Origin of the sequence: Marinimicrobium sp. C2-29 (assembly GCF_038419845.1) — a bacterium.
Taxonomy (GTDB): domain Bacteria; phylum Pseudomonadota; class Gammaproteobacteria; order Pseudomonadales; family Cellvibrionaceae; genus Marinimicrobium.
This window is the reverse complement of the sequence record NZ_JBCAQT010000010.1, coordinates 34,909-58,633: the sequence shown is the minus strand read 5'-3', so window position 1 is coordinate 58,633 and position 23,725 is coordinate 34,909. Positions and strand designations below refer to the sequence as shown.

General features: G+C 59.8%; 23 protein-coding genes and 1 tRNA gene. 15 read left to right on the top strand and 9 right to left on the bottom strand.

Going from position 1 to position 23,725, the window contains the following annotated elements; all coding sequences use genetic code 11:
• Positions 1–16: 16 nt before the first annotated feature.
• The 3 genes from AAE484_RS11095 to AAE484_RS11085 are packed head-to-tail and all read left to right on the top strand — an operon-like array spanning position 17 to position 2,253.
• The gene (locus AAE484_RS11095; protein WP_341938457.1) at positions 17–979 is read left to right on the top strand and encodes an aldo/keto reductase; all 963 of its coding nucleotides are present in this window, start codon (positions 17–19) and stop codon (positions 977–979) included.
• Positions 979–1,677, top strand: coding sequence for a DUF6064 family protein (locus tag AAE484_RS11090; RefSeq protein WP_341938456.1), 699 nt, complete (start codon positions 979–981; stop codon positions 1,675–1,677). The genes AAE484_RS11095 and AAE484_RS11090 overlap by 1 nt, the downstream gene beginning before the upstream one ends.
• A 30-nt stretch (positions 1,678–1,707) precedes the next feature.
• On the top strand, positions 1,708–2,253 hold the full coding sequence (locus tag AAE484_RS11085) for a ferritin-like domain-containing protein (protein WP_341938455.1): 546 nt from the start codon (positions 1,708–1,710) through the stop codon (positions 2,251–2,253).
• Positions 2,254–2,274: 21 nt separating this feature from the next.
• Here the strand turns inward: AAE484_RS11085 and AAE484_RS11080 are convergent, their stop codons facing one another.
• Complete coding sequence (locus AAE484_RS11080) at positions 2,275–3,846, bottom strand: methyl-accepting chemotaxis protein (protein WP_341938454.1); 1,572 nt, start codon at positions 3,844–3,846, stop codon at positions 2,275–2,277.
• 112 nt (positions 3,847–3,958) lie between these two features.
• The gene (locus AAE484_RS11075; protein ID WP_341938453.1) at positions 3,959–4,708 is read right to left on the bottom strand and encodes a flagellar brake protein; all 750 of its coding nucleotides are present in this window, start codon (positions 4,706–4,708) and stop codon (positions 3,959–3,961) included.
• Positions 4,709–4,944: 236 nt separating this feature from the next.
• Between AAE484_RS11075 and ttcA the strand changes: the two genes are divergently transcribed.
• The 3 genes from ttcA to AAE484_RS11060 all read left to right on the top strand — a co-directional run bounded on the left by ttcA (position 4,945) and on the right by AAE484_RS11060 (position 9,617).
• Positions 4,945–5,865, top strand: coding sequence for a tRNA 2-thiocytidine(32) synthetase TtcA (gene ttcA, locus AAE484_RS11070; RefSeq protein ID WP_341938452.1), 921 nt, complete (start codon positions 4,945–4,947; stop codon positions 5,863–5,865).
• 47 nt (positions 5,866–5,912) lie between these two features.
• Positions 5,913–7,025, top strand: a complete 1,113-nt coding sequence (gene ald / locus AAE484_RS11065; RefSeq protein ID WP_341938451.1) for an alanine dehydrogenase — start codon at positions 5,913–5,915, stop codon at positions 7,023–7,025.
• Between the two features lie 141 nt (positions 7,026–7,166).
• Positions 7,167–9,617: a putative bifunctional diguanylate cyclase/phosphodiesterase gene (locus AAE484_RS11060; RefSeq protein WP_341938450.1), complete on the top strand. Its 2,451-nt coding sequence runs from the start codon at positions 7,167–7,169 to the stop codon at positions 9,615–9,617.
• Positions 9,618–9,665: 48 nt separating this feature from the next.
• Here AAE484_RS11060 and AAE484_RS11055 read toward each other — a convergent pair whose 3' ends face one another.
• From AAE484_RS11055 to flgA, 5 genes are all read right to left on the bottom strand, one after another.
• Complete coding sequence (locus AAE484_RS11055; RefSeq protein WP_341938449.1) at positions 9,666–10,376, bottom strand: 16S rRNA (uracil(1498)-N(3))-methyltransferase; 711 nt, start codon at positions 10,374–10,376, stop codon at positions 9,666–9,668.
• A 27-nt stretch (positions 10,377–10,403) separates the two neighbouring features.
• Positions 10,404–10,480, bottom strand: a tRNA-Arg gene (locus tag AAE484_RS11050).
• Positions 10,481–10,573: 93 nt separating this feature from the next.
• Positions 10,574–11,053 (bottom strand): flagella synthesis protein FlgN, encoded by a 480-nt coding sequence (locus tag AAE484_RS11045; RefSeq protein WP_341938448.1) that lies wholly within the window; start codon positions 11,051–11,053, stop codon positions 10,574–10,576.
• Between the two features lie 111 nt (positions 11,054–11,164).
• Complete coding sequence (gene flgM / locus AAE484_RS11040; RefSeq protein ID WP_341938447.1) at positions 11,165–11,485, bottom strand: flagellar biosynthesis anti-sigma factor FlgM; 321 nt, start codon at positions 11,483–11,485, stop codon at positions 11,165–11,167.
• Between the two features lie 142 nt (positions 11,486–11,627).
• On the bottom strand, positions 11,628–12,383 hold the full coding sequence (flgA, locus tag AAE484_RS11035; protein WP_341938446.1) for a flagellar basal body P-ring formation chaperone FlgA: 756 nt from the start codon (positions 12,381–12,383) through the stop codon (positions 11,628–11,630).
• A 185-nt stretch (positions 12,384–12,568) separates the two neighbouring features.
• Between flgA and AAE484_RS11030 the strand changes: the two genes are divergently transcribed.
• From AAE484_RS11030 to AAE484_RS10995, 8 genes are all read left to right on the top strand, one after another.
• Positions 12,569–13,525 carry a chemotaxis protein CheV gene (locus AAE484_RS11030; RefSeq protein ID WP_341938445.1) on the top strand — a complete coding sequence of 319 codons (957 nt, stop codon included), beginning with the start codon at positions 12,569–12,571 and terminating at the stop codon, positions 13,523–13,525.
• A gap of 38 nt (positions 13,526–13,563) precedes the next feature.
• Complete coding sequence (locus AAE484_RS11025) at positions 13,564–14,421, top strand: CheR family methyltransferase (protein ID WP_341938444.1); 858 nt, start codon at positions 13,564–13,566, stop codon at positions 14,419–14,421.
• A 37-nt stretch (positions 14,422–14,458) separates the two neighbouring features.
• Positions 14,459–14,770: a YqfO family protein gene (locus tag AAE484_RS11020; protein WP_341938443.1), complete on the top strand. Its 312-nt coding sequence runs from the start codon at positions 14,459–14,461 to the stop codon at positions 14,768–14,770.
• 98 nt (positions 14,771–14,868) lie between these two features.
• Positions 14,869–15,675 carry a dienelactone hydrolase family protein gene (locus tag AAE484_RS11015; protein WP_341938442.1) on the top strand — a complete coding sequence of 269 codons (807 nt, stop codon included), beginning with the start codon at positions 14,869–14,871 and terminating at the stop codon, positions 15,673–15,675.
• A 207-nt stretch (positions 15,676–15,882) separates the two neighbouring features.
• On the top strand, positions 15,883–17,514 hold the full coding sequence (locus AAE484_RS11010) for an AMP-binding protein (RefSeq protein ID WP_341938441.1): 1,632 nt from the start codon (positions 15,883–15,885) through the stop codon (positions 17,512–17,514).
• Between the two features lie 60 nt (positions 17,515–17,574).
• Positions 17,575–18,714: a patatin-like phospholipase family protein gene (locus AAE484_RS11005; protein ID WP_341938440.1), complete on the top strand. Its 1,140-nt coding sequence runs from the start codon at positions 17,575–17,577 to the stop codon at positions 18,712–18,714.
• 41 nt (positions 18,715–18,755) lie between these two features.
• On the top strand, positions 18,756–19,772 hold the full coding sequence (gene yiaK / locus AAE484_RS11000) for a 3-dehydro-L-gulonate 2-dehydrogenase (protein ID WP_341938439.1): 1,017 nt from the start codon (positions 18,756–18,758) through the stop codon (positions 19,770–19,772).
• Positions 19,773–19,902: 130 nt separating this feature from the next.
• Positions 19,903–20,910, top strand: a complete 1,008-nt coding sequence (locus AAE484_RS10995) for a zinc-dependent alcohol dehydrogenase family protein (RefSeq protein ID WP_341938438.1) — start codon at positions 19,903–19,905, stop codon at positions 20,908–20,910.
• A 99-nt stretch (positions 20,911–21,009) separates the two neighbouring features.
• Here AAE484_RS10995 and AAE484_RS10990 read toward each other — a convergent pair whose 3' ends face one another.
• Both AAE484_RS10990 and AAE484_RS10985 read right to left on the bottom strand, forming a co-directional pair.
• Positions 21,010–21,516 carry a DUF934 domain-containing protein gene (locus AAE484_RS10990; protein WP_341938437.1) on the bottom strand — a complete coding sequence of 169 codons (507 nt, stop codon included), beginning with the start codon at positions 21,514–21,516 and terminating at the stop codon, positions 21,010–21,012.
• Positions 21,500–23,164, bottom strand: a complete 1,665-nt coding sequence (locus tag AAE484_RS10985; RefSeq protein WP_341938436.1) for a nitrite/sulfite reductase — start codon at positions 23,162–23,164, stop codon at positions 21,500–21,502. Before AAE484_RS10985 ends, AAE484_RS10990 begins: the two co-directional genes overlap by 17 nt.
• 385 nt (positions 23,165–23,549) lie before the next feature.
• On the opposite strand from AAE484_RS10985, the gene AAE484_RS10980 reads away from it, so the two are divergent.
• Positions 23,550–23,687 (top strand): hypothetical protein, encoded by a 138-nt coding sequence (locus tag AAE484_RS10980; RefSeq protein WP_341938435.1) that lies wholly within the window; start codon positions 23,550–23,552, stop codon positions 23,685–23,687.
• Positions 23,688–23,725 lie beyond the last annotated feature (38 nt).

The window sequence follows — 23,725 nt, the reverse complement described above, 5'->3', positions numbered from 1 at the left end:
GCAACTGGAGGTCCCCATGGTCAATGAATCATCCCGGGCACGTCGACGCTTTCTCTCCCACTGCCGCAATCTTGTGGCCGGCGGGGCCATAGCTCGGCTGGGGGCCTTTTCCGGCCTGAGCCTCGGAGCTTCATCGCTACTGGCGCAGGACGATCGTTTTCTCTCCAAAACCATTCCCGGTGGCGAAGAGTCGGTGCCCAGTGTCGGCATGGGCACCTGGATCACCTTCAATGTCGGGGAAAATGAGACCCTGCGCAAGGCTCGCCTGGAGGTGCTGAAAACCTTTTTTGAACTCGGTGGGCAGTTGGTGGATTCCTCGCCCATGTACGGGACCGCCGAAGCGGTGATGGGCTATTTTATGGAGCAATTGCCGGAGCAGGAGTCTTCGCTGTTTTCCGCCACCAAGGTCTGGACCCGCGATGAAGGTCGGCCGCAGATCCGCGACTCCCTGGATCTGTGGGGGCTGGAAGCGTTTGATCTGCTTCAGGTTCACAATCTGGTCAACTGGCGCGAGCATCTGGCGCTCTTGCGCGATATGAAAGAAGCGGGGCAGGTGCGCTACATCGGGGTGACCACCTCTCATGGGCGACGTCACGGGGAGTTGGAGGAAATCCTGAAAGAAGAGCCGCTGGATTTTGTCCAACTGACCTATAACATCGTTGACCGGGAAGCCGAAGACCGGCTGCTACCTCTGGCTCAGGATCGGGGTGTTGCGGTCATCGCCAACCGGCCCTATCGGCAGAAACAGCTGTTTCATCGTTACCAGAGCGAGCCACTGCCCGACTGGGCCGATGAGGTGGGTTGCACAACCTGGGCGGACTTTTTCCTGAAATTCATCATCTCCCATCCCGCACTCACCTGCGCCATTCCCGCCACCACACAGGTGGAACACATGCGTGAGAATATGGCGGCCATGCGCGGTGTGATACCGGATGCCCGCCAGCGTGAACGCATGGCCCAGTACGTTCAGAGCCTGTAATGCTGCCTTACAGTCGAGAAATACTGTTTTCAGTCTTTCAGAGTTACCAGTCCTCCTATGGCTGGCTCATTGTGTTGTTCTACCTCGGGCTGCTTCCCGGACTCTGGTGGTTGATCCGCGCGGCACCGGGGCCCGTGGCCCGATTCTGGGCGCTGTGGGTGCTCGCTCTCGCCTGGGCACTCGTCGGGCAATTGTTTTTCGTGAAGACGTTTCTCGACTATGATTTTCTCGCCCGCTACGAGGCCTGGCTGTTCTTCGCACAGACGCTGGGGCTTCTGTGGGCCGGTGGCTGGGGCTTGCGATCTGGCGCCGCCTTTCGGGCCCCCGGCTCGGCCTGGTTGTCCGGGGTAATGTGTTGTATCGGGTTGCTGGGGTTGCCGCTGTGGGATTTTGTGGCCCAGTTGAATGCAGGGCAGGAATGGCCTGCGGCACTGTCGGCGGCGCGCTGGTTTGGCACGGCACCCGGTCCCACCGTGGTGGTCACTTTCGCTCTGTTGCTGCGTGTCCGGGCACACTGGCTACTCTGGGTTCTGCCGCTGGTGTGGTCATTCAAGGCGGGGCTGGTGGCCTATTGGCTGGGTCTGACCAGCGATTACAGCCTTTTGTTGGTGGGGGTGGTCGCCGCGATCTTTGCAGTAATTAACACTCCCCACCCCGGCTGGATCGGGGTTGGCCGTGATTCAGGTCGGGCGAAGTGATATCCTGACCTTTTGCATAAGGAGAAGATTATGACCGACCAACCATTTCTGACGGATGTCAAAACCCTGCGTGAACGGGCCCGCCAACACATCGAAGAGGGCGCCGTCACGGAGGGCTACAAAGCCAATCGGGAAAACGTCATCAATATTCTCAACGAAGCCCTGGCCACGGAAATTGTCTGCGTGCTGCGTTACAAGAGTCATTATTTCCGCGCCGAAGGCATCAGCGCCAATGTTGCGGCGGCCGAGTTTCTCGAGCATGCCGATCAGGAGCAGCAGCACGCTGACTGGCTGGCCGAACGGATTGTGCAGCTTGGAGGCAAACCCAATTTTTCACCCGAGGGTCTGCTGACACGCTCGCATGCCGAATTCGTTGAGGGTGAAAACCTGCGCGAGATGGTCGTGGAAGATCTGGTAGCCGAGCGCATTGCCATTGACAGCTACCGTGAAATCGCCCGGTATCTGGGCGAGAATGATCCCACCTCTCGGCGCATCATCGAGGATATCCTCGCTCAGGAAGAAGAGCACGCTGACGATATGGCAGGATTGCTTGAGGGGCTGGACGCCGCTCAATAGTCCCGCCCTCCGTAAAGCCCGCTAGCCGAAGCGCAGGATCAACTCGCGCTGTTTCAGGGAGAGCCTCTCCATCTCCTTGTTCAGCGCTTCGGCGCTGGCGACCTCTTCCTGAGTTCGCCCGGAAATATCGCTGATCTGCTGAGTGTTCTGCTCGATTTCCATGGCCGTGGCCGACTGCTCTTCAGCGGCGGCGGCAATCTGATGCGACATCTGATCAATGTTCCGCACGGCCTTACTGATGGAAGTCAGAGCCTGGGACACATTGCCCATTTCCTCCACACTGCGGTCGGCCAGATTCCGGCAGCGATCCATGCCTTCACCCGCCTGCCCGGTGGCCTGGGTCAGTTTGCCAATGATATTCTGAATGAGGCCGGTGGAGTCCTGTGTGCGTTGTGCCAGGGTGCGCACTTCATCGGCAACGACCGCAAACCCCCGCCCCTGATCGCCCGCTCGGGCCGCTTCAATGGCGGCGTTCAACGCGAGCAGGTTGGTCTGCTCGGCGATGCCGCGGATCACGTCGATGACCTTGGCGATCTCCCCACTGTCGGCCGTCAGCTGGGTCAGGACACTGCCGAGGTCGGATACCGTGCCGGAAAGTTCGCCGATGGCCTGACCGGCGGTCTCAGTGATCTGATTGCCCTGAGTGACTTCGGTCATGGCATCGCGGGTGGCACCGGAGGTATCGCTCGCCCCGGAGGCGACCTCCTGCACCGCGATTGCCATCTGCTGCATGGAGTGGGCGACGCTTTCGGTCTCACGCCTCTGCTCAACCATGCCACGTTGGGTGATCGATGCCTGTTCCTGTGCTCTGGCTGCATGGCGATGGAGCTCGCCGGCCGACTCGCCGAAGCGCCCGAGGGCGGTACGCAGCCGGGCTTTGAGTGCCAACTGGGCAAACTCGATTTCCCCCAGCACATCGCCCCGTCCCGTATAGATATAGGCGGCCAGGGGATCGTGCAGTATTTCCCGCGCCTGGGTCAGAGGGGACTGTAGATAGCGTAGCAACAGCAGATGCGTAGCCGCACCGATCAGCACGCTGCCGGCCAGCAGCGCAATCGCCAGGGGTGGGGTCAGTAGGCCGGCCAGGCCGCCGCCGATCAGCAGAATGATCAGGCTCAATGCCGATACCTGGGCACCAGTGCGGATCTTTTGCCAGAAACGCAGCAGGGCCGGGGCGGCGGGTTTTCCCGCTTTCAAACGCCGGTAGCAGGCTTCGGCGCGGGCCACCCGCTGACTGTCCGGTTTGACCCGAACCGACTCGTAGCCCTGCACCACCCCGTTTTCCCGCAGGGGCGTCACATAGGCATCCACCCAGTAGTGATCGCCGTTTTTACAGCGATTCTTGACGATGCCGGTCCAGGGACGTCCGCGCTTCAGGGCGTCCCACATGCCGGCGAAAACCGCTTCGGGCATGTCCGGGTGACGGATGATGTTGTGCGGTTGGTTGATCAGTTCGTCGCGGGGGAACCCGGATATTTCCTGAAAAACGTCATTGCAGAACTGAATGACGCCTCTCGTATTGGTAGAAGAGACCAGCTCTTCGCCAGTTTTGACAGGGATGTCTCTGCCAGTCGTGGGGCCGTTGTTGCGCATACAAAGCTTCCTGCGTAGATCTCAAGTTGACCTGCTAATCACCCTCGTTATCGGCAAGGATCGCAGAACTTGAGCCGTTAAAAACGACCCGTCGGACGTTGCCCCGGGCCCACTAGGCCGCCTCGGCGGGCGCATGGCGTTGGGCCGTCACCCTATGGGCGACAAAGCGGGCCAGGTCTTCCCGGCTCTGCCGATCCAGGTCGACAAAGGCCAGACTGACCAGAGTCTGGCGCCAGGGCCGCTGATTCAGGCTGAAGGCACACACCCGGACCCGACAGCGAACACGGATACCGGGGGCAACGGTAAACGCACACAGGGGCAAAACCTCCCCCTTTCTCAGAAGCGGGCGCCAGTCGCCGCTCAGGCTCAAGCGCGCACCGCCGGCGGAGAGGTTGTGTACCTCGGCGCTGGCGGGGGACTGGCCGGGCACCGCCAGCTGGGCGCTGATCGGGTGCCAGCCAAATACATCCAGCCGCGGCCAGCGCCGTCGGGGGCCACAGTAAACGGACTCGGGCAGGGGCAGAGCGAAGCCACCCCGACCAGACCCCACCACCGGGCCGGTAAATTCAATCAGTTGATGATTCTGGTAGTGGCTGACGGTCAGTTCGTCTCCGGTCACCAGTGGGCGCGCGCGCGGGAAGAGCTCATCCAGCCACAGCAGGCCGCGGGCGCAGTCCAGCGCCAACAACAGACTCTGATATTCCCGACCGTCAATCTGCACTTTCAGCAGACGTTTGCCATCGAGCAGCGGCCGGAGGCGCCGGGCGGACTCTGGCTCGGGAGGCGGCACTGTTGCCTCGGGCGATTGTGCCGGGGCGGGTTTGGCGGTCATTTTATGGAACAGTTGATTCAGAAGCGCCATGGGTCTTTATCTTCCCGGGTTACGTGAAAGGTTCGTCAACGAAAGCATTGCAAAGCATATGCCATGTGTTGAAATTCTCTCGGGGGCCTAGTGGCCTGCGCGGCGGGGTTAAATTCTGAGCTCCAGGCCAGCTCCCCGGCGGCAAAGCGCTGCCGCCCGGGCGGCAATTCCCTGTCGCGGTCAAAGTCCGTACAATAGCGGCTTTGAAACCGGTCAAGTTCGAGTCTGTGAGTGATATGAGCCAGCCAGCTGCGCGCCAAGAGCGTCTTGAATTCAACAAACTGCAAAAGCGTCTGCGTCGCCAGGTCGGGACCGCCATTGCCGATTATCAGATGATTGAGGAGGGCGACCGGGTAATGGTGTGTCTGTCGGGAGGGAAGGATTCCTATGGCATGCTCGACATGCTGCTGAGCATGCAGAAAACGGCGCCCATCGACTTCGAGCTGGTGGCCGTGAACATGGACCAGAAACAGCCGGGTTTTCCCGAGCATGTCTTGCCGGATTACCTGAGCCGCCTGGGGGTGCCCTATCATATCGTCGAGCGCGATACCTACAGCATCGTCAAAGACGTGATTCCCGAAGGTAAAACCACCTGTGGTCTGTGTTCGCGCTTGCGCCGGGGTACGCTTTACAGTTTTGCCAACGACATCGGTGCCAACAAGATCGCGTTGGGGCACCACCGGGACGATATTATTGAGACACTGTTTCTGAATATGTTCTATGGGGGCAAGCTCAAGGCCATGCCGCCCAAGCTGTTGTCGGACGACCAGCGCAATGTGCTGATTCGTCCCCTGGCCTACTGCAAAGAGGCCGACCTGGCCGAGTACGCCGAATACCAGGCTTTTCCGATCATTCCCTGTAACCTGTGCGGTTCCCAGGACAACCTGCAGCGGCAGGTGATCAAGCAGATGCTGACCGACTGGGAAAAACAGTACCCCGGTCGCACCGAAACCATCTTCTCGGCGATCAAAAATGTGGCGCCCTCGCAGCTGGCCGATACCCGGCTGTTTGATTTCGCCGGGCTGCATATCGACCCGGAGGCACGCGACGCGGGCTCGACGTCGGAGGAATCACCCTCAAAAGAGCCTTCCGCTGACTTAAAAGAGCCTTCCGCAGAAACGGTACAGCAATTTATTCCGGCCCTGCAGGTGTCCTGAGTTCACCTATACTGAGACTCATGGGCGTGAGTCTTGATGGAGTGGTTATGCGTATTGGAGTCCCCCGCGAAATCAAAGCCGATGAATACCGGGTTGGTCTGACACCGGCCGGGGTACGCGAATTGACCGACCGGGGGCACAGCCTCTTCGTCGAGACCGGGTGTGCCGAGGGCATCGGTTTTACCGATCAGGATTACCGCGAGGCGGGCGCCGAGGTTTTAGGCGGGGCGGCCGAGGTGTTTGCCAGGGCGCAGTTGATCGTCAAGGTCAAGGAACCCCAGGCGTCCGAGTACGGGTTGCTCACTCCCGAGCATCTGTTATTCACGTTTCTCCACCTGGCACCCGAACCGGAATTGACCCGGGCGTTGATGGACTCCGGCGCCAGCTGTCTGGCGTATGAAACGGTGACCGATGAGCGCGGCGGCCTCCCCCTGTTGGCACCCATGTCGGAAGTGGCGGGGCGGCTGGCCACCCAGGCGGGCGCGCACCACCTGGAGCTGCACCAGGGCGGACGGGGCATTCTTCTGGGCGGTGTGCCCGGTGTGCCACCGGCCCAGGTGACCATAATCGGTGGGGGTGTGGTCGGTGCCCAGGCCGCCCAGATGGCCGTCGGCCTGGGGGCAAAAGTGACCCTGCTGGACAAGTCCCTGCCACGCTTGCGCGAGCTGGATGAGCGCTTTACCGGGCGGGTCAGCTGCGAATATGCGACACGCGAGTCTCTGGAGCGCGCTCTGCCGCATACCGATCTGCTGATCGGTGCTGTACTGGTCGCCGGAGCGGCCGCCCCCAAGCTCCTGTCGGCCGAGCAGGTCGGGCAGCTGCCCAGTGGCGCAGTGCTGGTGGATGTGGCCATCGATCAGGGGGGGTGTTTCGCCACCTCGCGTGCCACCACACACGGAAAGCCGACCTATGTTGAACAGGGCGTGGTCCACTACTGCGTCGCAAACATTCCCTCAGCGGCGGCACGCACCGCCACCCTTGCATTGACTCATGCGACACTCCCCTACATTCAGGCACTGGCCGAGTCGGGGCTGGAGGCTCTCTCGCACAACCCGGGTCTGGCCCGGGGGTTGAATGTCCATGCCGGTCGGGTCACCCATCCGGCTGTCGCCCAGTCGCTGGGGCACGAGCTGCTTCCGGTCGACAGTGTATCCCTCTGACCATTATGTTGAAATGGACGACAAGGAGAGTCTGTGGCAGAATCACGCGGGCATGTTCACCGATCTCGGCAGCGGCAACTCGGCTTCTACTGCCGGGTCGGGCCTCGCGCAGCGCTTTCTGGCATGGGACCATAACGATAAATGAATAAGTTACCGTCCTTGTTTCGGGGTATTTCTTTCAGACTGGCCAAAATCGGCATTGTCCTGGCGTTTGCGCTCGGGCTGTTGATGAGCTCGATCCAGCTATACCTGGACTTTCAGGCGCATAAAGAAGAGCTGGCCCAGTTGCTCGAACGGGTGATCGAAGTCTCCACGCCGCCGGCGGCCCGCGCCGTACACACCCTGGACGATGACCTGGCGACCGAGGTGGTGACGGGACTTCTGAATTACGACTTCATCTATGCCGTCAGAGTCCAGGACGAACTGGGCAATGTTCTCGCCCAGGGGCAACAACCGCGCACCGAGTCCTCCACCCGCTGGTTGACCCGACTTCTCACAGCGGAGACCCGGGAGTATCGGGCGGAGTTGTCGATTCCCGGCTACGGCTCGGACACGGCGGGCGAACTGTGGCTTGCCATGGACAAGGACCAGGCACTGTCCGAGTTCTACCGACGCTCCTGGTTGAATCTGGCAACCGGCCTTATTCGCAACGCCCTCTTGGTGGTGTTGCTGTTCCTCGCCTTTTATCTGATTCTGACCAAACCGCTGGTGCGCCTGGCCCGGGAGATTCGAAGTATCGACCCGGAAGAGCCCGGAGCGCAGCGCCTGACCCGTTTGCCCGGGCGCCATGATGAATTGGCCCAGTTGGTGGAGAGCAGTAACCAGCTGTTCAATGCGGTGGAGTTGTCTCTGGCCAAACGTCGCGCTGTGGAGCTGGCATTGCGCAAAAGCGAAGAGCACCTGCGCCAGATTATTGATCGCCTGCCCGTCATGGTTGGAGCCCGCAATGCCGAGGGGGAGTATCTGTTTGCCAATGTTGCCCTGGCCAACCTGCTGGCCCGCCGTCCGGAGGACGTTCGCGGCAAAAATGTGCGTGAACTGTTCAAGGACGCTGTCGAGGATATCGACCTGCTGTTGCGCAATGATCAGCGCGTGATTTTCCAGGGGGCGGATATCGAGATCAACGAAGAGACCTTTTTGACTCACGCGGGAAAAACGCTGTATCTGCAGACGCACGTGATGCCCCTGGAGTTTTACGACGAAACCGTCGCGATGGTGGTGTCTGTCGATGTAACAGAGCGTAAGAATGCCCAGGCCAAAATGGAGTTCATGGCCCATCACGATGCTCTGACGAACTTACCCAACCGGATTCAGTTGGTCGAACGACTGGAGCTGGAAATTCGTCGGGCCGAGCGGCATCGGTATTGCGGGGCGGTGTTGTTCATCGATCTGGATCAGTTCAAGAACATCAATGATTCGCTGGGCCACCCGGTAGGTGACAAGGTGCTGCAGGAAGTGGCACAGCGGCTGGTGAAAACCGTGCGCGATGAAGATCTCGTGGCGCGCCTCAGTGGCGATGAGTTCGTTGTGGTATTGACGGTGCTCGATAGCGACATGTCGATCGCCGCTCTGCGTGCCGGTGAGGTGGCCGAAAAGATCAGAAGCGTGATTTCCCGGCCCTACCATGCGGATAACCTGGATCTGCGCATCAGTTGCAGTGTGGGGGTGGCCGTTTACCCGGAAAACAATAACAGCGTGCACGAGCTGTTGCGCTATGCCGATACCGCCATGTATCAGGTCAAGGAAAAGGGTCGCGATGCCATCGAGTTTTTCAACGAGGAGATGGCCGATAAAGTCAGCCGCCAGTTGGTGATGGAGGGCGATCTGCATCGTGCCCTTGAGAAGGATCAGTTCAGGCTGGTCTATCAGCCCAAGCTCAACATGGTGACCGGCGATGTGATTGGGGCCGAAGCACTGCTGCGCTGGGAGCACCCGGAGAAGGGAACCATCTCGCCCGCCGATTTCATCCCGGTGCTGGAAACTTCAGGGCTGATTCTGGAAGTGGGGCAGTGGGTGCTGGAGACCGCCTGCCAGACGCTGGTGCACTGGAAAAGCCGAGGGTGGTGGAAAAAGGGCATGCGCTTGAGCGTCAATATCAGTCCACGCCAGTTCAGGCGCGCGGCGTTTGCCGATGATGTCATTGATATTCTGCATCGCTACGCCATTCCAGAGCGTTCGCTGGAAATGGAAGTGACTGAGGGTATTGTGATTCAGCAGGTCGATGAAGCGGTGGTCACCATGGGGCGCCTGGCTGAAGAGGGCATCAGCTTTTCGCTGGATGACTTCGGTACCGGCTACTCATCGATCAGCTACCTCAAACAGTTGCCGGTGAGTGTGCTGAAAATAGACAAAAGTTTTGTTCGGGACATCATCGATGATCGCAATGACCGGGTACTGGTGGAAACCATCATTACCATGGGGCGCCTGCTGGACCTGGAAGTGGTCGCCGAGGGGGTCGAGTTGGAGGAGCAGTTCGATATCCTGCAGAAGTATGGCTGCCACCACTACCAGGGGTTTTATTTCAGTCCGGGCATCCCCCTGGGTGAATTTGATCAGTTGCTGGAAAAGCGTTTTTCACTCGCCGAAGAGTAATGGTCACTGCCGGTTTAAAACAGTCGACCGATCAGAGCAGCCGCCCGATCAGAACAGCCGCCCGATCAGAAAGGGAATGGCAATTTCGGTTTTCAGGATCCGCTCACCCAGGTGCACTCCCTGGAACCCCGCCTCGGCAAAGCGCTCGATTTCAAAGTCATTGAACCCGCCCTCGGGGCCAACCGCCAGTACGGTCGGTTGTGTCACTTGAGCGGGGCAGGGCGCGCTCGTGTAGGGGTGAGCAACCAGCGCCAGGCGCTCGTCCAGCAGGCCGGGCAACTCATCTTCCACAAAGGGCCGGAAACGCTTGTGCAAGTGCACGCGGGGCATGAGCGTGTCACGACCCTGCTCCAGTCCCAGGACCAGTTGCCGGTGGATCTCCTCCCCGGTGACCGAGGGCGATTGCCAGTAGCTCTTTTCGACCCGCCGGGTCTGCATCAGGTGCAGCTCTTTGATGCCAGTGGCGGCGACCGTCTGCAGAATGCGCTTGATTTGCTGGGGCCGGGGCAGGGCGAGGAGCAGGGTCAAGGGCAGCGGCGCCGGAGCGGGCCGGTTCAGCGCCAATTCCAGTACTACGGCCGACTCGTTGAGTGTGCTGATCAGCCCTTCGCCCCAGTCGCCATTCAACAGACCCACTGTCAGAGTGTCGCCCTCCCGCGCTTTAAGAACTCTGACGATGTGTTCCAGCCGCCGCTTGTCGCTGATCTGCGCTCGTTGGGGTGACAGCAGATCGGTTTCGGTGAGCAGCAGCAGGTTCATGGCATGGGGGGAGCTGTGGCGGTTAAATGGCGTCCTCGGCAGGAATCGAACCTGCGACCTACGGCTTAGGAGGCCGTCGCTCTATCCTACTGAGCTACGAGGACGTTTCGGAGGCGGTAATCCTACTGATCTGCGGGCCGCAGCACAACTCAAAAATCGGTTTCGGGCCCATTGAGCCGGCGTCCCCAACCGCAGACTCAGGCCTTGACCAGCGTTTGTGAGCCTCCGCCCGAGCCGGTGCGGCCTCTGGCGTTGTACAGATCCGGCGCCGAGTTGTCCTGGCCGCGCAGCAGATTGAACAGTTGCCCCAGGGTATGCTGGGCGCGACTGATGATTTTGCCGTTGACTTCATTCTGCTCCCGGCAGGCGCGAAACTGTTCCGCAAGGGTCTCCCAGGCCGGCATCTGTGCTTTCAGGGTGGGATTCTGGCTCAACCACCGCTGCCAACCCTGATGATCGCAGGGCAGGTTGGCGGCCCGGAGCCAGTTCTGGCGTTGCAGGGCGTGCTCGCCCAGGGCCGCGAGGTGCTGATTCTTGGCATCAATCAGGTCAGCCAGAGACGTGTGCTCGCGCTTTTCCAGCGCTTCGCGTTCACGGGTCAGTAACTGGCGTAGCTGATCAATATGGTTGGAGTCTTCTGTCAGCATGGAGCTGACCAGATCTGGAGACGGGTTCATGGTCACCTCGGGTCATCATCGATTGTGTTCGTGCTCATTCCGGGCGGAGTTGGGGCGGTCAGTGTTGGGGAGTACCACCCGGAAGAGGGTCATTGTCGGATCCAGCCGGGTCTAGCCCAGTAGGTCGTCCTGGTTGAGCATGTTCTCCGCAATCCGCTCGGCGTCTATTTCAAAACGGCCTTCCGAAATCGCCTGCTTGAGGCTCGCGACGCGCTCAGAGTCCACCTCCGGCAGTTCGGCCACGGCCTCTCCCAGGCGGTTCATGCTCTGGGCCTGCTGACTGAGAACCACGCTGTCCTGCGGCGTCTGAGCCGGTCTGCCGGCACTTTTGTCGCTCTGGGCGGCGTTTTCGCGGGGTGTCACTCCCGCTGGCCGGGCGCTGTTGTTGCCGGTGCCACCGGGCTTGAAACCGTTGTTTGTGTCAATAACCATAGTATGTTCCCCAACATATTCGATGATGCCAGCCTGAGCTGGTGAGCCAAAAGAGAGCCGCTAATTGGGCTTCTGATCAGGTTGTCGGCCGGCATCTTTATAACTTTAATCTTTCTTTGAGGCAAATGTGACCTGATTCGCGTTATAGAACAATCTCGACGGTTCCGGGGGCCACCACCTTGCCTCTGACAACGCGCTCGGAGCGGTCATTGCGCACGCGGACCTGGTCGCCCACCCGTCCCGACCCCAAGGCTGTGCCCTGGGTGTCGACACTGACACTGCCGGTGCGGGCCCGCAGCCGGACCTGATCACCGCGGTTGACGACGGTCGGCTCGATCAGTATTCCCATCCGGAAGGCCTCTCCCTGTTTCAGGGGGCGGCGCAGCTCCAGGTTGATCAACTCGTCTGGCCCGGCGACAAAACCTTGACGCAACCGACCCGTGTCGCGCAATTCAATGTCGATGTCCCCTTCGCTGACCCGGTGACCGCGTCCCAGGCTGCGGCTGGCAATCGCCACGGGCCGGAATACGGCCACATCGGCCGGTACGTACAGCGCCCAGGGGTTAGGGCCGGGGCAGCGGGTGTGGACGGTGAGGCCGCCCCCGGCGAGGTCCGGGTCCTTGACACTCATTGACAGTGGTTGTTCACAGCGGCTGAGACGCAGGCGCTGATCCAGTCGGCCGACCTTGACCTCAAGCCGGGAAACTTCCGGTTGATCGTAGTGTTTGCGCAGAAAGTCGCCTACACTCGCTCGCAGCTGGCCCATATCCTGGTGCCCGCTCTGAGCTTCTGGCGGCTGAGCCCAGACCGGCGACATCAGGATCAGTCCGAGGGCCAGTAGGCCTGCCCGATGCCCGGTGTTGGTACTCAGTTTGTGGAGAAGGCGACACAGGCCCATGTTTTGTCCTATTCTTCTGGCTAGAGCCCGGTCAAGGGCGTTCCAGAGGTAAAGAGTGACGGAATTCAGCCGCTATAGAGTCTTATAGTAGATTAGAGCAAAAAGTGTGCCGCAATCCTGCCAGGCAGGGGGCGACCAGTCCGGGTGACCGGGTTTGATACGATTGAGGTAGAAGAGGAGTTGGCATGGCCGGTGTGCTGGACAATGTAAACCAGAGAACCAAACTGGTGGGCGAAAATCGCCTGGAGCTGCTGTTGTTTCGCCTGAAAGGCAGGCAGCTGTATGGCATCAACGTGTTTAAAGTGAAAGAGGTGTTGCCCTGTCCGCCCCTGAGCGCCATTCCCGGGCGCAACCGGGTGGTTCGGGGCGTGGCGCATATTCGCGGGGGGACCCTGTCGATCCTGGACATGAATCTGGCCATCGGCAAGCAGCCGCTGGAGGATGTGGCCAAGTGCTTTGTCATTATTACCGAGTACAACCGCACGGCGCAGGGGTTTCTGGTCAGCGGGGTGGATCGTATCGTCAATATGAACTGGAGCGATATTCACCCGCCACCCCGCGGGGCGGGGGACAAACACTATCTGACGGCAGTGACCGAGGTGGAGAATCAGCTGGTCGAGATCGTGGATGTGGAGAAAATTCTGGCCGAGGCCGCTCCGGTCAACGAGCGCATCAGCGACGGCGTGCTGGAAGACGGAATCGGTGAGCGCGTGGTGCAGAAGCACGTGCTGATCGTGGATGATTCGGTGGTTGCGCGCAAGCAGGTGCAGCGGGTAATGCAGTCCATCGGCCTGCAGACGACCCTGAAGAAAGACGGTCGTGAAGCGCTGGATTATCTGCTCAATATGATGGCCGAGGGCAAGGATCCCCAGCAGGAGCTGGTGATGATCATTTCCGACATCGAAATGCCCGAGATGGATGGGTACACCTTCACGGCGGAGATCCGCAACCATCCGCAATTGAAAGATCTCTATATTTTGCTGCACACTTCGCTCAGCGGTGTGTTCAACCGGGCCATGGTCGAGAAGGTGGGGGCCGACAATTTTCTGGCCAAGTTCAGCCCGGATGAGTTGGCGCACCAGGTCAATGACCGGGTAAAAGCGATGACGGGTGAAGCGCTGATAGACCCCGAAGGTGAGTAGGCCCGAGGGAAACGCGAGACTTTGAGTGGTAGCCTTTAATGACTGAAGCGGCGGGAAAGCGCGACAATTTCGATCAGGCGGAGTTTGATCACTTTCGGCAGTTTCTGCAGGATGCCTGCGGTATTGCGTTGGGGGATAACAAACAGTATCTGGTGTCCAACCGCATCCGGCGCTTGCTGGAAGAGTACAAGCTGGCGAACTTCAGCGATCTGGTCCGGGAGCTCAAGCACAACCGCAATCGTCGCCTGAAGGAACAGGTCATCGATGTGATGACCACCAACGAGACCTTCTGGTTTCGCGATATCTACCCGTTCGATCATTTCAAAAATACGCTAATGCCGGAATGGATGGCGTCCGCGAATAAAATGGCCGGGCCGATCCGTATCTGGTCGGCGGCCTGCTCCTCGGGGCAGGAACCTTATTCCCTGAGTATGATGGTGGAGGAGTTCAAGCGCCAGCGTATGGGTGCCCTGGCCCGCCCGGTGCAGATTGTCGCCACTGACCTGTCATCCATCGTGCTCAATCAGGCCCGTCGAGGCGAGTACGACAAACTCTCGGTGATACGCGGGCTGTCCCAGGAGCGGCAGGCCCGCTATTTCGATAATCCGGCTGAAAACATCTGGCGGGTCAAGCCCATCATTCGCGACCGGATTGAATTCAAGGCCTGGAATCTGCTTGACTCCTATGCGGGTCTGGGGAAGTTCGATGCCGTTTTCTGTCGCAACGTGCTGATTTACTTCAACACGGATCTCAAACGGCGAATTCTGCAGAAGATACACGGCAGCCTCAAGCCGGGGGGAATATTGTTTCTGGGCTCGTCCGAGGGGCTGGCCGGTGCCTCGGAGCTATTCGAAATGGTTCGCTGTGATCCCGGCATCATGTATCGGGCCAAATAGCGTCAACCGACGTCAATCAGCGTAAGGGAGGAAAGACGTGTATAAACTTGTTTTCTTTGTCCCCGAAACTCATGTCGAAGCGGTCAAAACGGCCGTTTTTGCCTCCGGAGCCGGCCGCATTGGCGACTATGACAGTTGCGCCTGGCAGACGCTGGGGCAGGGGCAGTTCCGGCCGCTTGAGGGCAGTCAGCCGTTTCTGGGGCAACAGGGGCAGGTCGAGCGCGCCTCCGAATACCGGGTTGAGCTGGTGTGCGCCGATCATCTGATAAAACAGGCGCTGGCGGCCTTGCGGGAGGCTCATCCCTATGAGGAGCCCGCTTACGACGTCTGGCGCCTGGCGGATCTGTAGGCCAATACGGAACTGGCCGCGCCGTCCGGAAGTGATACAGCGCGGGTCGACGCTCGTATAGTGACTGACTGTTTACAGACAACTTAAGGAGACTGAGTATGAAACGCACCCTTTCGCTATGGCAACCCCTGGTGTTGGCATCCGCTATCCTGGGCACCCCTCTGTTGGCCCAGGCCGAGCTGAAATCCGAAGAAATCGATTATCAGGTCAACGGCGAGAATTTTACCGGTTACCTGGCCTACGATGATGACTTTCAGGGGGAGCGCCCTGGCGTGCTCGTGGTCCACGAGTGGTGGGGACACGGTGACTACGTTCGCAAGCGCGCCGACATGTTGGCGGAGCTGGGCTATACCGCCTTTGCGCTCGATATGTACGGCAGTGACAAGTACGCCGAGCATCCGGAAAAAGCCAACGAATTCATGCAGGCGGTCATGAGCAATCAGGAAGCGGCCAAAGACCGGTTTGAATCCGCGCTGGAGCTGTTGCGTGAACAGCCCACCGTGGCTACCGATCAGATCGCGGCGCTCGGTTATTGCTTTGGCGGCGCTGTGGTCCTGAACATGGCGCGCGCGGGCCTGGACCTCGACGGCGTGGTGAGCTATCACGGCATGCTCTCCGCCGAGACGCCGGCCTCTGAGGGCGATATCGAAGCCGAAGTGCTGGTCTTCACGGGCGAGGACGACCCCATGGTTCCGAAAGCGCAGGTGGATAGCTTCAAGCAGGAGATGCGCTCCGCCAATGTTGACTTCAAGGTGCACAGTTACGAGGGCGCCCAGCACGCGTTCACCAATCCGGACGCGACCGGGAAGGGCGAGCAGTTCGAGCTGCCCCTGGCGTATGATGCCGAGGCGGATGCCGATTCCTGGCATAAAACCCAGCGGTTTCTCGACCGTCTGTTTGACTGACCTTTCTCTGATGGGCCGCCCGGCCCAATGGCGTCCCCCGGCCAGACTGGGCCGGGGGCGCTAATTCCCGCTTTTAAGTTGCAAGTCACTCTCTGGGCACCGATAATCACTAGAGATAACAACCAGATTGTCGCCCAGATGCGCATGGCTCGACGTAGTGGCCGCGAGGGCACGGCAAGCGGGAAACTTGAAAGGAGCACGGTGACCATGACTGATGACTATGATCGCTCGGTAGCGGACGTTCTGGAGCAGGCCTGCCAGCAGTATTCGGGGAGCAAGGCCTTCACCTGCCTGGGGCACACTCTGACCTATGCCGATGTCGACCGGCTGTCGGGCCAGTTTGCCGCTTACCTGCAGCAATGCACCGGGCTCGAGCCGGGTGACCGGATCGCGGTGCAGTTGCCAAACGTCCTGCAGTATCCGGTGGTAGTCCTGGGGGCCTTGCGGGCGGGCCTGGTGGTGGTCAACACCAATCCACTTTACACCGGGCGTGAGGTCAAGCATCAGCTTCAGGACTCGGGTGCTCGCGCCCTGGTGGTGTTGGCGAATATTGCCGATCGCGCGGCCGAGGTGATTGAGCAGACCAAAGTCGAGCAGGTCATCGTGACCGAACTGGCGGACCTGCATCCACCGCTAAAACGCGTCCTGCTCAACTCGGTGGTCAAATACGTCAAGAAAATGGTGCCCGACTTCCACTTTCCCCATCAGATCGGTTTCCTCGAAGCCCTCAAAAAGCCCGAGCAGCCCTTCCGTAAAGTCGAACGTGGCCCGGAAGATCTCGCGGTCCTGCAGTACACGGGTGGAACTACTGGCGTTGCCAAAGGGGCGATGCTCACCAACCGGAATCTGGTGGCCAACATGTGGCAGGTCAACAAGCACATGGAGGGCGAGTTCCGGGTCAATCAGGAACTCTATGTGGCGCCCCTGCCGCTGTACCATATCTATGCCTTTACCCTGCACTGCACTTCGGCCATGGCATTGGGCAATCACAACCTGCTGATTCCCAATCCGCGCGATATCAAAGGCTTTATCAAAACCCTGAAGGGTCAGCCGTTTACCTGTTTTGTCGGACTCAATACCCTGTTCAATGCGCTCTGTCGCCAGCCCGCGTTTGCACAGCTGGATTTCAGTCACCTGCGCCTGACCGCCTCAGGTGGTATGGCATTGACCGCGGCGGCGGCCAAACGCTGGAAGGAGATAACGGGGGTTCCGATCTATGAGGGCTACGGTCTGACCGAGACCTCACCGGTGGTCTCCATCAGTCCTCCCGGCGCCATCCGCCAGGGCACGGTGGGCGTGCCGCTTCCGGATACGGAGTGCAAGGTCATCGACGACGATGGCAACGAGCTGCCCAGAGGCGAGTCCGGTGAGCTGTGTGTCCGGGGGCCCCAGGTGATGAAGGGCTACTGGAATCGCCCGGAAGAAACCGACAAAGCAATGGACGCGGACGGGTGGTTCAAGACCGGTGACATGGCGTCAATCTCGGACGATGGTTACATCAAAATTGTCGATCGCAAAAAAGACATGATCAATGTCTCCGGCTTCAAAGTCTTCCCCAATGAAGTGGAAGATGTGCTCTGCACTCACCCGGATATCGTTGAGGCGGCCGTTGTGGGAGTGCCCGACGAAGAGACGGGGGAGCAGGTCAAGGCCTACGTTGTAGCCAGCCGAGAGCTGTCGGTCGAGGAAATTCGCAAATTTGCCCGGAAAAACCTCACGGCTTACAAGGTACCCCACAGCGTGGAGTTCCGCAGTGAGTTGCCCAAAACCAATGTGGGGAAAGTACTTCGCCGCGAGCTTCGGGACAACGAGGAACCGGAAGCACAGAAGTCGACCTGATACGCTGAGACCTGATTTATTGATTTGAGCCCTATTGATTGAACCCCTTAGAGAGGTGCCATGAAACGAGCCCTGATCCTGTCGGGTGGCGGCGCACGTGCCGCCTACCAGGTGGGTGTGTTACAGGCCTTGGCGACGATTTTGCCGGAGGATACACAGAATCCTTTCCCCATCATTTGTGGTACGTCGGCCGGGGCAATCAATGCGCTGGCATTGGCCTGTCATCCGGGCAATTTCAATGAAGCGGTCACTTCGCTGGCCACCATCTGGCGGGGTCTGACGCCGGGGCACATCTACCGCCACGGCTGGAGCGATCTGACCAAGGGGCTGGGTCTGCTCGGTGTCTCGCTGTTCAACGAGGGGGTCGGTCGTGCCCGCCCCCTGTCAATGCTCGACAACGGTCCGCTGTGGCATCTTCTGGGCACGGCCATACGCTTTGAGAACCTGCAGCCGGCCATTGCCAGTGGCAAACTGTCGGCGGTGTCGGTCAGCGCCATGGGCTACAGCTCTGGCGAGTCGGTCAGCTTTTTTCAGGGTGCGCCGGAGCTGGAAGGGTGGGACCGGTACCGGCGCATAGGCGTCCCCACCAAGCTCAAGCTCGAGCATCTTCTGGCCTCTTCCGCCATTCCCACGATTTTTCCGGCCGTCCGTATCAATCGAGAGTATTTTGGCGATGGCGCGTTACGCCAATTGGCGCCCATCAGTCCCGCGCTGCACCTGGGCGCGGATGCGGTTTTTGTGGTGGGTGTCAGTAGCAACCGGGAGCAGAAACGGCCCTCGAAACGGCGACCGGTTCGGCACTCGCCCTCCATGGCCCAGATTGTGGGTCAGCTCTTCAACAGCGCCTTTATCGACGCCCTGGAGGGCGATCTGGAGCACCTGGAGCGCATCAATGAGTTGATCGGAATGATTCCCGAGGATCAGTTGGCGCAGGCCGATATGTCGTTACGTCCGGTGGAGAATCGGGTGATCTCCCCCTCCCGGGCACTGGATGATATTGCCGGGCGCAAGGTGCGCTATCTGCCCAAAAGTCTGCGGTTTTTCCTGCGAGCGATCGGCGCCACCGCCAAAGGTGGCGGTACCACGGCGGCGAGTTATTTGCTGTTTCATCAGTCTTTCATTACCGAGCTGATGGAACTGGGTTACCAGGACACCATGTGGGAGGCAGAGCGTCTCAAGCCGTTTTTCGCAGAACCATAATGCATTGAGTGCACTGTTGTTCACTCCGGTCAGGAACCGTTATGTCCAAGAGCTCCCCGATCCGCCTGCCAGCCCAAGCCATTGAGCAAACCCTGTTTGCGATTCTGCAGCGACGCCAGTTTACCGATGAGAACGCGCGGCTGTTGGCAAAAACGTTTACCGACAACAGTCTGGATGGAGTCTATACCCACGGGCTCAACCGGTTTCCCCGTTTTATCGATCTGGTTGACCGGGGCCATGTCAAAGTGGGTGAACGGGCCGAGTGCTCGGGCACCTTCGGAGGGGTAGAGCAGTGGGATGGTCGTCTCGGGGCCGGTATTCTCAATGCGGTCCAAGCAACGGAGCGCGCCATGGCGCTGGCAGCGGACAATGGCATTGGCTGTGTCGGGATGGCAAACACCAACCATTGGATGCGCGGAGGCACTTACGGCTGGCAGGCGGCGCGCGCAAATTACATTTTCATCGGCTGGACCAACACGATTGCCAATATGCCGGCCTGGGGAGCGCTGGATAGCCGACTGGGAAATAACCCCCTGGTGCTGGCCGTGCCTTACCAGGACGAGGCGATTGTCCTGGATATGGCACAGTCGCAATTTTCCTATGGCGCCATGGAGTCGGCTCAACGGCAGGGGCGGTTGTTGCCCGTCGCCGGCGGGTACGATGAGTCTGGCCAGCTGACCCGGGATCCCGCGGCCGTGTTGCAGAGTCAGCGGGCATTGCCAGTGGGTTACTGGAAAGGGTCGGGCCTGTCACTGCTGCTGGATATACTCGCTGTGCTTCTGTCTGGCGGGCGCTCCACCGCTGACATATCCCGACAGGGGGAGGAGTTCGGGGTGTCCCAGGTGTTTATTGCGATTGATACGGCGAAGTTGAGCTCAGGCAATGAACTGAACCGGATCGTCTCCGGGATCATTGACGATTACCGTCAATCGCAGCCGGTTGATCCCCAGGGGACTCTGCGCTACCCGGGAGAGGGTGCCCTCGCTCGTCGGGTGGAGAATCAGCGGGAGGGAATCCCCGTCGATGCCGGGATCTGGGCCGAGATTCAGGCGCTGTAGCCGGACCCGATTGAGTCGTCGCCGGGCGATTTACGTTACTTAACGCCCGGTCACGCGCGAACGTTTCGATCTGGACACCAGTGGCGTTATGCTGGGGCCACATACTTTTCGGAAACTCAGGGAGATTCCAATGAAAGTCGCAATTCTGAACAAGCCCGGTGGCCTGGACCAACTGGCCATCGAAGAACGTGCGGAACCGGGTGAGCCCGGGGAAGGCGAAGTGCGCGTGCGCCTGCATGCCAGCTCTCTCAATTTTCACGATTACGCGGTTGTCGCCGGGGCGATACCCACCGAAGACGGACGTATTCCCATGGCTGACGGTGCCGGGGTGGTGGAAGCCGTGGGGCAGGGCGTCACCGAATTCTCGGTGGGCGATAAGGTGGTGTCGACCTTTTTCCCCCACTGGCAGGATGGTCCGGCGCGTGTGGGCAACTTTGCCACCACCCCGGGCGATGGCATCGATGGCTATGCGCGCGAGCAGGTGGTCCGCCCGGAGCGCTGCTTCACTCACGCGCCCGAGGGTTATAGCCACGCGGAGGCGGCCACTCTGACAACAGCGGGGCTGACCGCCTGGCGAGCCCTCGTGGTCGATGGCGGGCTCAAGGCCGGAGACACGGTGCTGACCCTGGGGACCGGTGGGGTGTCTATCTTTGCCCTGCAACTGGCCCAGGCGATGGGGGCCAGGGTGATTGCCACCTCCTCGTCCGATGAAAAAATCGAGCGGCTCAAAAGCCTGGGCGCCACCCACACCATCAACTACAAAACCGAGCCGGAGTGGGGTAAGCGGGTGAAAGAGCTGACCGATGGACGCGGCGTCGACCATGTGGTTGAAGTGGGCGGCCCGGGAACGCTCCCGCAGTCGATTGATGCGGTACGGATTGGCGGTCACATTGCCCTGATTGGCGTGCTGACCGGAAGCGAAGGCGAGATTCCCACCGCCAAACTCATGGCCAGACAGGCGCGTCTGCAGGGGCTGATTGTGGGCAGCCGGGCCCACCAGAAGGATTTTGTGCGCGCACTGGAGACAACCGGCATCAGACCGATCATCGACCGGAGCTTCCCCCTGGACGGCATCGCTGATGCCTTCCGCTACGAGGAATCCGGCGGTCACTTCGGCAAAATCTGCCTGGAGTTTTAGCGCAAAAAAGGGCGCCAGCTAAAAAGGGGACGGAGGAGTTAAAAATTGATCAATTTGATCAAAATTAAATCCCTCCGTCCCCTTTTTTCGTCCCCTTTTTTACGCGCGGCGGCGGAAGAGGGGGAGAGGTTGGTCGACCGAGGATTGGTAGTACTCGGTGAAGTCATTCAGCGCCTCGACGGCGGCTTCCAGGTGCTGCTGCCGGTCTTCGCCAAAGTCCAGGGCGTTGACGCCACAGCGGCGCAGGTAGTTGGCCTGTTCGGCCAGGAAGTAACCCACGGCGCGCAGTTCGCCTTCAAAGCCGTAGCGTTCGCGAATCATCCGGGCGGTGGTAAACGCCCGGCCATCGGCAAAAGCGGGAAAGTTGACGGCCACCAGCGGAAATTCCCTAGCCTCTTCACCCAGCTCATCGGCGGTTTCGTCGGTGTCCAGCCAGACGCCCAGCGAGTCGCGCGATTTCAGCGTGTCTTTCTGTGCCTGCCAGACCTTGAGCGGCACGATGACTTTACCCTCGGGGACGCTCGCCTCGGCCGGCTCACCGTCGGGCTTGGCCATCAGCGTCCAGTCGTTCTCGATGATGGCGCCGTCTTTAACTAGCTTTGGCATAGACACGCTCCTTAAAGGGGGAGATACCCAGACGGTTGACGGTATCGATAAAGGGTTCTTCTTCGGTGCGCTGCTCGACGTAGACGTCGATGATCTTCTGCATCACATCCGGCACTTCCTCGGCGTTGAACGACGGCCCGATCACCTTGCCCAGAGCGGTGTCGTTGCTGGCGTTGCCGCCCAGGGTTATCTGGTAGAACTCCTGGCCTTTCTTGTCGACCCCGAGGATGCCGATGTGGCCCACGTGGTGGTGACCACAGGCGTTCATGCAGCCGGAAATGTTCAGGTCGATGTCACCCAGGTCGTAGACGTAATCCAGGTCGTCAAACTGGCGCTGGATGGCCTCGGCAATGGGGATCGACTTGGCGTTGGCCAGTGAACAGAAGTCGCCGCCGGGGCAGCAGATGATGTCGGTCAGCGTGCCGATGTTGGGGGTTGCGAAGCCGGCGGCCTTGGCTTCCTGCCAGAGGTCGAACAGCTCGGATTTTTTCACATCCGCGAGCACCATGTTCTGTTCATGCGTTGTGCGCGCTTCGCCGAAGCTGAAGCGGTCGGCCAGATCGGCGAGCGTTTCCAGCTGGCTGTCGGTGATGTCTCCCGGCGAGATACCGGTGGGCTTGAGTGACAGGGTCACGGCGGCATAACCGGGCTTTTTGTGGCCGCTGACATTGCGCATCAGCCAGTTGGAGAAGGCTTTGCTGTCATTCGCCTGCCGATCCACAACGGCTTGCTCTTTCGCCTCGTCGAGGCTCTCATAGGCCGGCTCGGTGAAGTAGCTTTTGGCGCGGTCCACTTCGGCCTGGGTCAGGGTGGTGCTGCCGTCGCGCAGGTGCTCCCACTCGGCTTCCACTTTTTCGGCAAAAACCTCGGGGGTCATGGCGCGCACCAGGATCTTGATGCGGGCCTTGAACTTGTTGTCCCGGCGGCCGAACTGGTTGTAGATGCGCAGAATGGCTTCCAGGTAGGACAGCAGATGTTTTTCCGGGATAAAGTCGCGGATCAGGCTGCCCACCACGGGGGTGCGGCCCAGGCCGCCACCCACGTATACACTGAATCCGGTCTCGCCCGCCTCGTTCTGTACCAGTTGCAGGCCAATATCGTGCACCTTCATGGCTGCCCGATCCGTTTGGCTGGCGTTTACGGCGATTTTGAATTTGCGCGGCAGGAAGGCAAACTCAGGGTGGAAGGTGGACCACTGGCGAATCAGTTCGCAGTAGGGGCGCGGATCCACCAGTTCATCGGGCGCAACCCCGGCGAACTGATCGGTGGTGGTGTTGCGGATGCAGTTGCCACTGGTCTGGTTGCAGTGCATCTCCACGTCGAGCAGGGACTGCAGAATATCCGGCACTTCTTCCAGCTGCGGCCAGTTGAGCTGGATATTCTGGCGGGTGCTGATGTGGCAGTACCCTTTGTCATAGGTGCGGGTGATATGGGCCATCTGCCGCAACTGGCGGCTATTCATCAGACCGTAGGGCACCGCGATTCTCAGCATGGGCGCCAGACGCTGCACGTAAAGGCCGTTCTGCAGACGCAGGGGAAGAAACTCGGCCTCTTCCAGCTGTCCGTCCAGGTAGCGCTCCATCTGCCCGCGGAACTGGGTCACGCGCTGGCTCTGGATGCGATGATCATATTCGTCGTAAATGTACATAGAAAGCTGAGTGACCTGTACTGCCAATGAAGTTGCGGGAAACAGGGTAGAAACAAGACCCTGTCAGACCCTGGGAATACCGGGTTTTGACCGGCGCGAAGAATACACGAAAACCGCTCGCGGCGCGACCCCAAGCGGTTTGGAACAACAATCTGGTACCCGGAGTGTAGCAACAAACCGTCGGCTTCTGAACGAATCATTTGGGCTAGACTAATGCCCGTTCGTTATATCCGGTATCGCGTTTTCGTCCTATCCGGGCCCGGATACTTGCCACGGTAGAAGAGTTGTGGTTAGATTCCGCCTTAAAGTGGGCCTCTTCGGGCAGGCCCAAAGCAGCCACTTATTCGAACCATTGTTATTGAGCACTGAGAGGAGAATAACAATAATGTCTGATGATACCGAGATGATGAACGAGTCCAATGAAATGGCCGACAATGGCGACAGCGTGGCCGATGCGGTGGCCGCTGTAGCACTGATCGCGATCTTTGTGTTCACCTGCGTTTATTGGATCAGCGGCCAGTAAATATCGGTCGGGCCGGTCGTACGACAGCCAGCGGCGGT

Bases quoted from the DNA above. Each gene is read 5' to 3' on its own strand.
- AAE484_RS11095 (WP_341938457.1), top strand. From the start codon at position 17: ATGGTCAATGAATCATCCCGGGCACGTCGACGCTTTCTCTCCCACTGC.
- AAE484_RS11090 (WP_341938456.1), top strand. From the start codon at position 979: ATGCTGCCTTACAGTCGAGAAATACTGTTTTCAGTCTTTCAGAGTTAC.
- AAE484_RS11085 (WP_341938455.1), top strand. From the start codon at position 1,708: ATGACCGACCAACCATTTCTGACGGATGTCAAAACCCTGCGTGAACGG.
- AAE484_RS11080 (WP_341938454.1), bottom strand. From the start codon at position 3,846: ATGCGCAACAACGGCCCCACGACTGGCAGAGACATCCCTGTCAAAACT.
- AAE484_RS11075 (WP_341938453.1), bottom strand. From the start codon at position 4,708: ATGGCGCTTCTGAATCAACTGTTCCATAAAATGACCGCCAAACCCGCC.
- ttcA (WP_341938452.1), top strand. From the start codon at position 4,945: ATGAGCCAGCCAGCTGCGCGCCAAGAGCGTCTTGAATTCAACAAACTG.
- ald (WP_341938451.1), top strand. From the start codon at position 5,913: ATGCGTATTGGAGTCCCCCGCGAAATCAAAGCCGATGAATACCGGGTT.
- AAE484_RS11060 (WP_341938450.1), top strand. From the start codon at position 7,167: ATGAATAAGTTACCGTCCTTGTTTCGGGGTATTTCTTTCAGACTGGCC.
- AAE484_RS11055 (WP_341938449.1), bottom strand. From the start codon at position 10,376: ATGAACCTGCTGCTGCTCACCGAAACCGATCTGCTGTCACCCCAACGA.
- AAE484_RS11045 (WP_341938448.1), bottom strand. From the start codon at position 11,053: ATGAACCCGTCTCCAGATCTGGTCAGCTCCATGCTGACAGAAGACTCC.
- flgM (WP_341938447.1), bottom strand. From the start codon at position 11,485: ATGGTTATTGACACAAACAACGGTTTCAAGCCCGGTGGCACCGGCAAC.
- flgA (WP_341938446.1), bottom strand. From the start codon at position 12,383: ATGGGCCTGTGTCGCCTTCTCCACAAACTGAGTACCAACACCGGGCAT.
- AAE484_RS11030 (WP_341938445.1), top strand. From the start codon at position 12,569: ATGGCCGGTGTGCTGGACAATGTAAACCAGAGAACCAAACTGGTGGGC.
- AAE484_RS11025 (WP_341938444.1), top strand. From the start codon at position 13,564: ATGACTGAAGCGGCGGGAAAGCGCGACAATTTCGATCAGGCGGAGTTT.
- AAE484_RS11015 (WP_341938442.1), top strand. From the start codon at position 14,869: ATGAAACGCACCCTTTCGCTATGGCAACCCCTGGTGTTGGCATCCGCT.
- AAE484_RS11010 (WP_341938441.1), top strand. From the start codon at position 15,883: ATGACTGATGACTATGATCGCTCGGTAGCGGACGTTCTGGAGCAGGCC.
- AAE484_RS11005 (WP_341938440.1), top strand. From the start codon at position 17,575: ATGAAACGAGCCCTGATCCTGTCGGGTGGCGGCGCACGTGCCGCCTAC.
- yiaK (WP_341938439.1), top strand. From the start codon at position 18,756: ATGTCCAAGAGCTCCCCGATCCGCCTGCCAGCCCAAGCCATTGAGCAA.
- AAE484_RS10995 (WP_341938438.1), top strand. From the start codon at position 19,903: ATGAAAGTCGCAATTCTGAACAAGCCCGGTGGCCTGGACCAACTGGCC.
- AAE484_RS10990 (WP_341938437.1), bottom strand. From the start codon at position 21,516: ATGCCAAAGCTAGTTAAAGACGGCGCCATCATCGAGAACGACTGGACG.
- AAE484_RS10985 (WP_341938436.1), bottom strand. From the start codon at position 23,164: ATGTACATTTACGACGAATATGATCATCGCATCCAGAGCCAGCGCGTG.
- AAE484_RS10980 (WP_341938435.1), top strand. From the start codon at position 23,550: ATGTCTGATGATACCGAGATGATGAACGAGTCCAATGAAATGGCCGAC.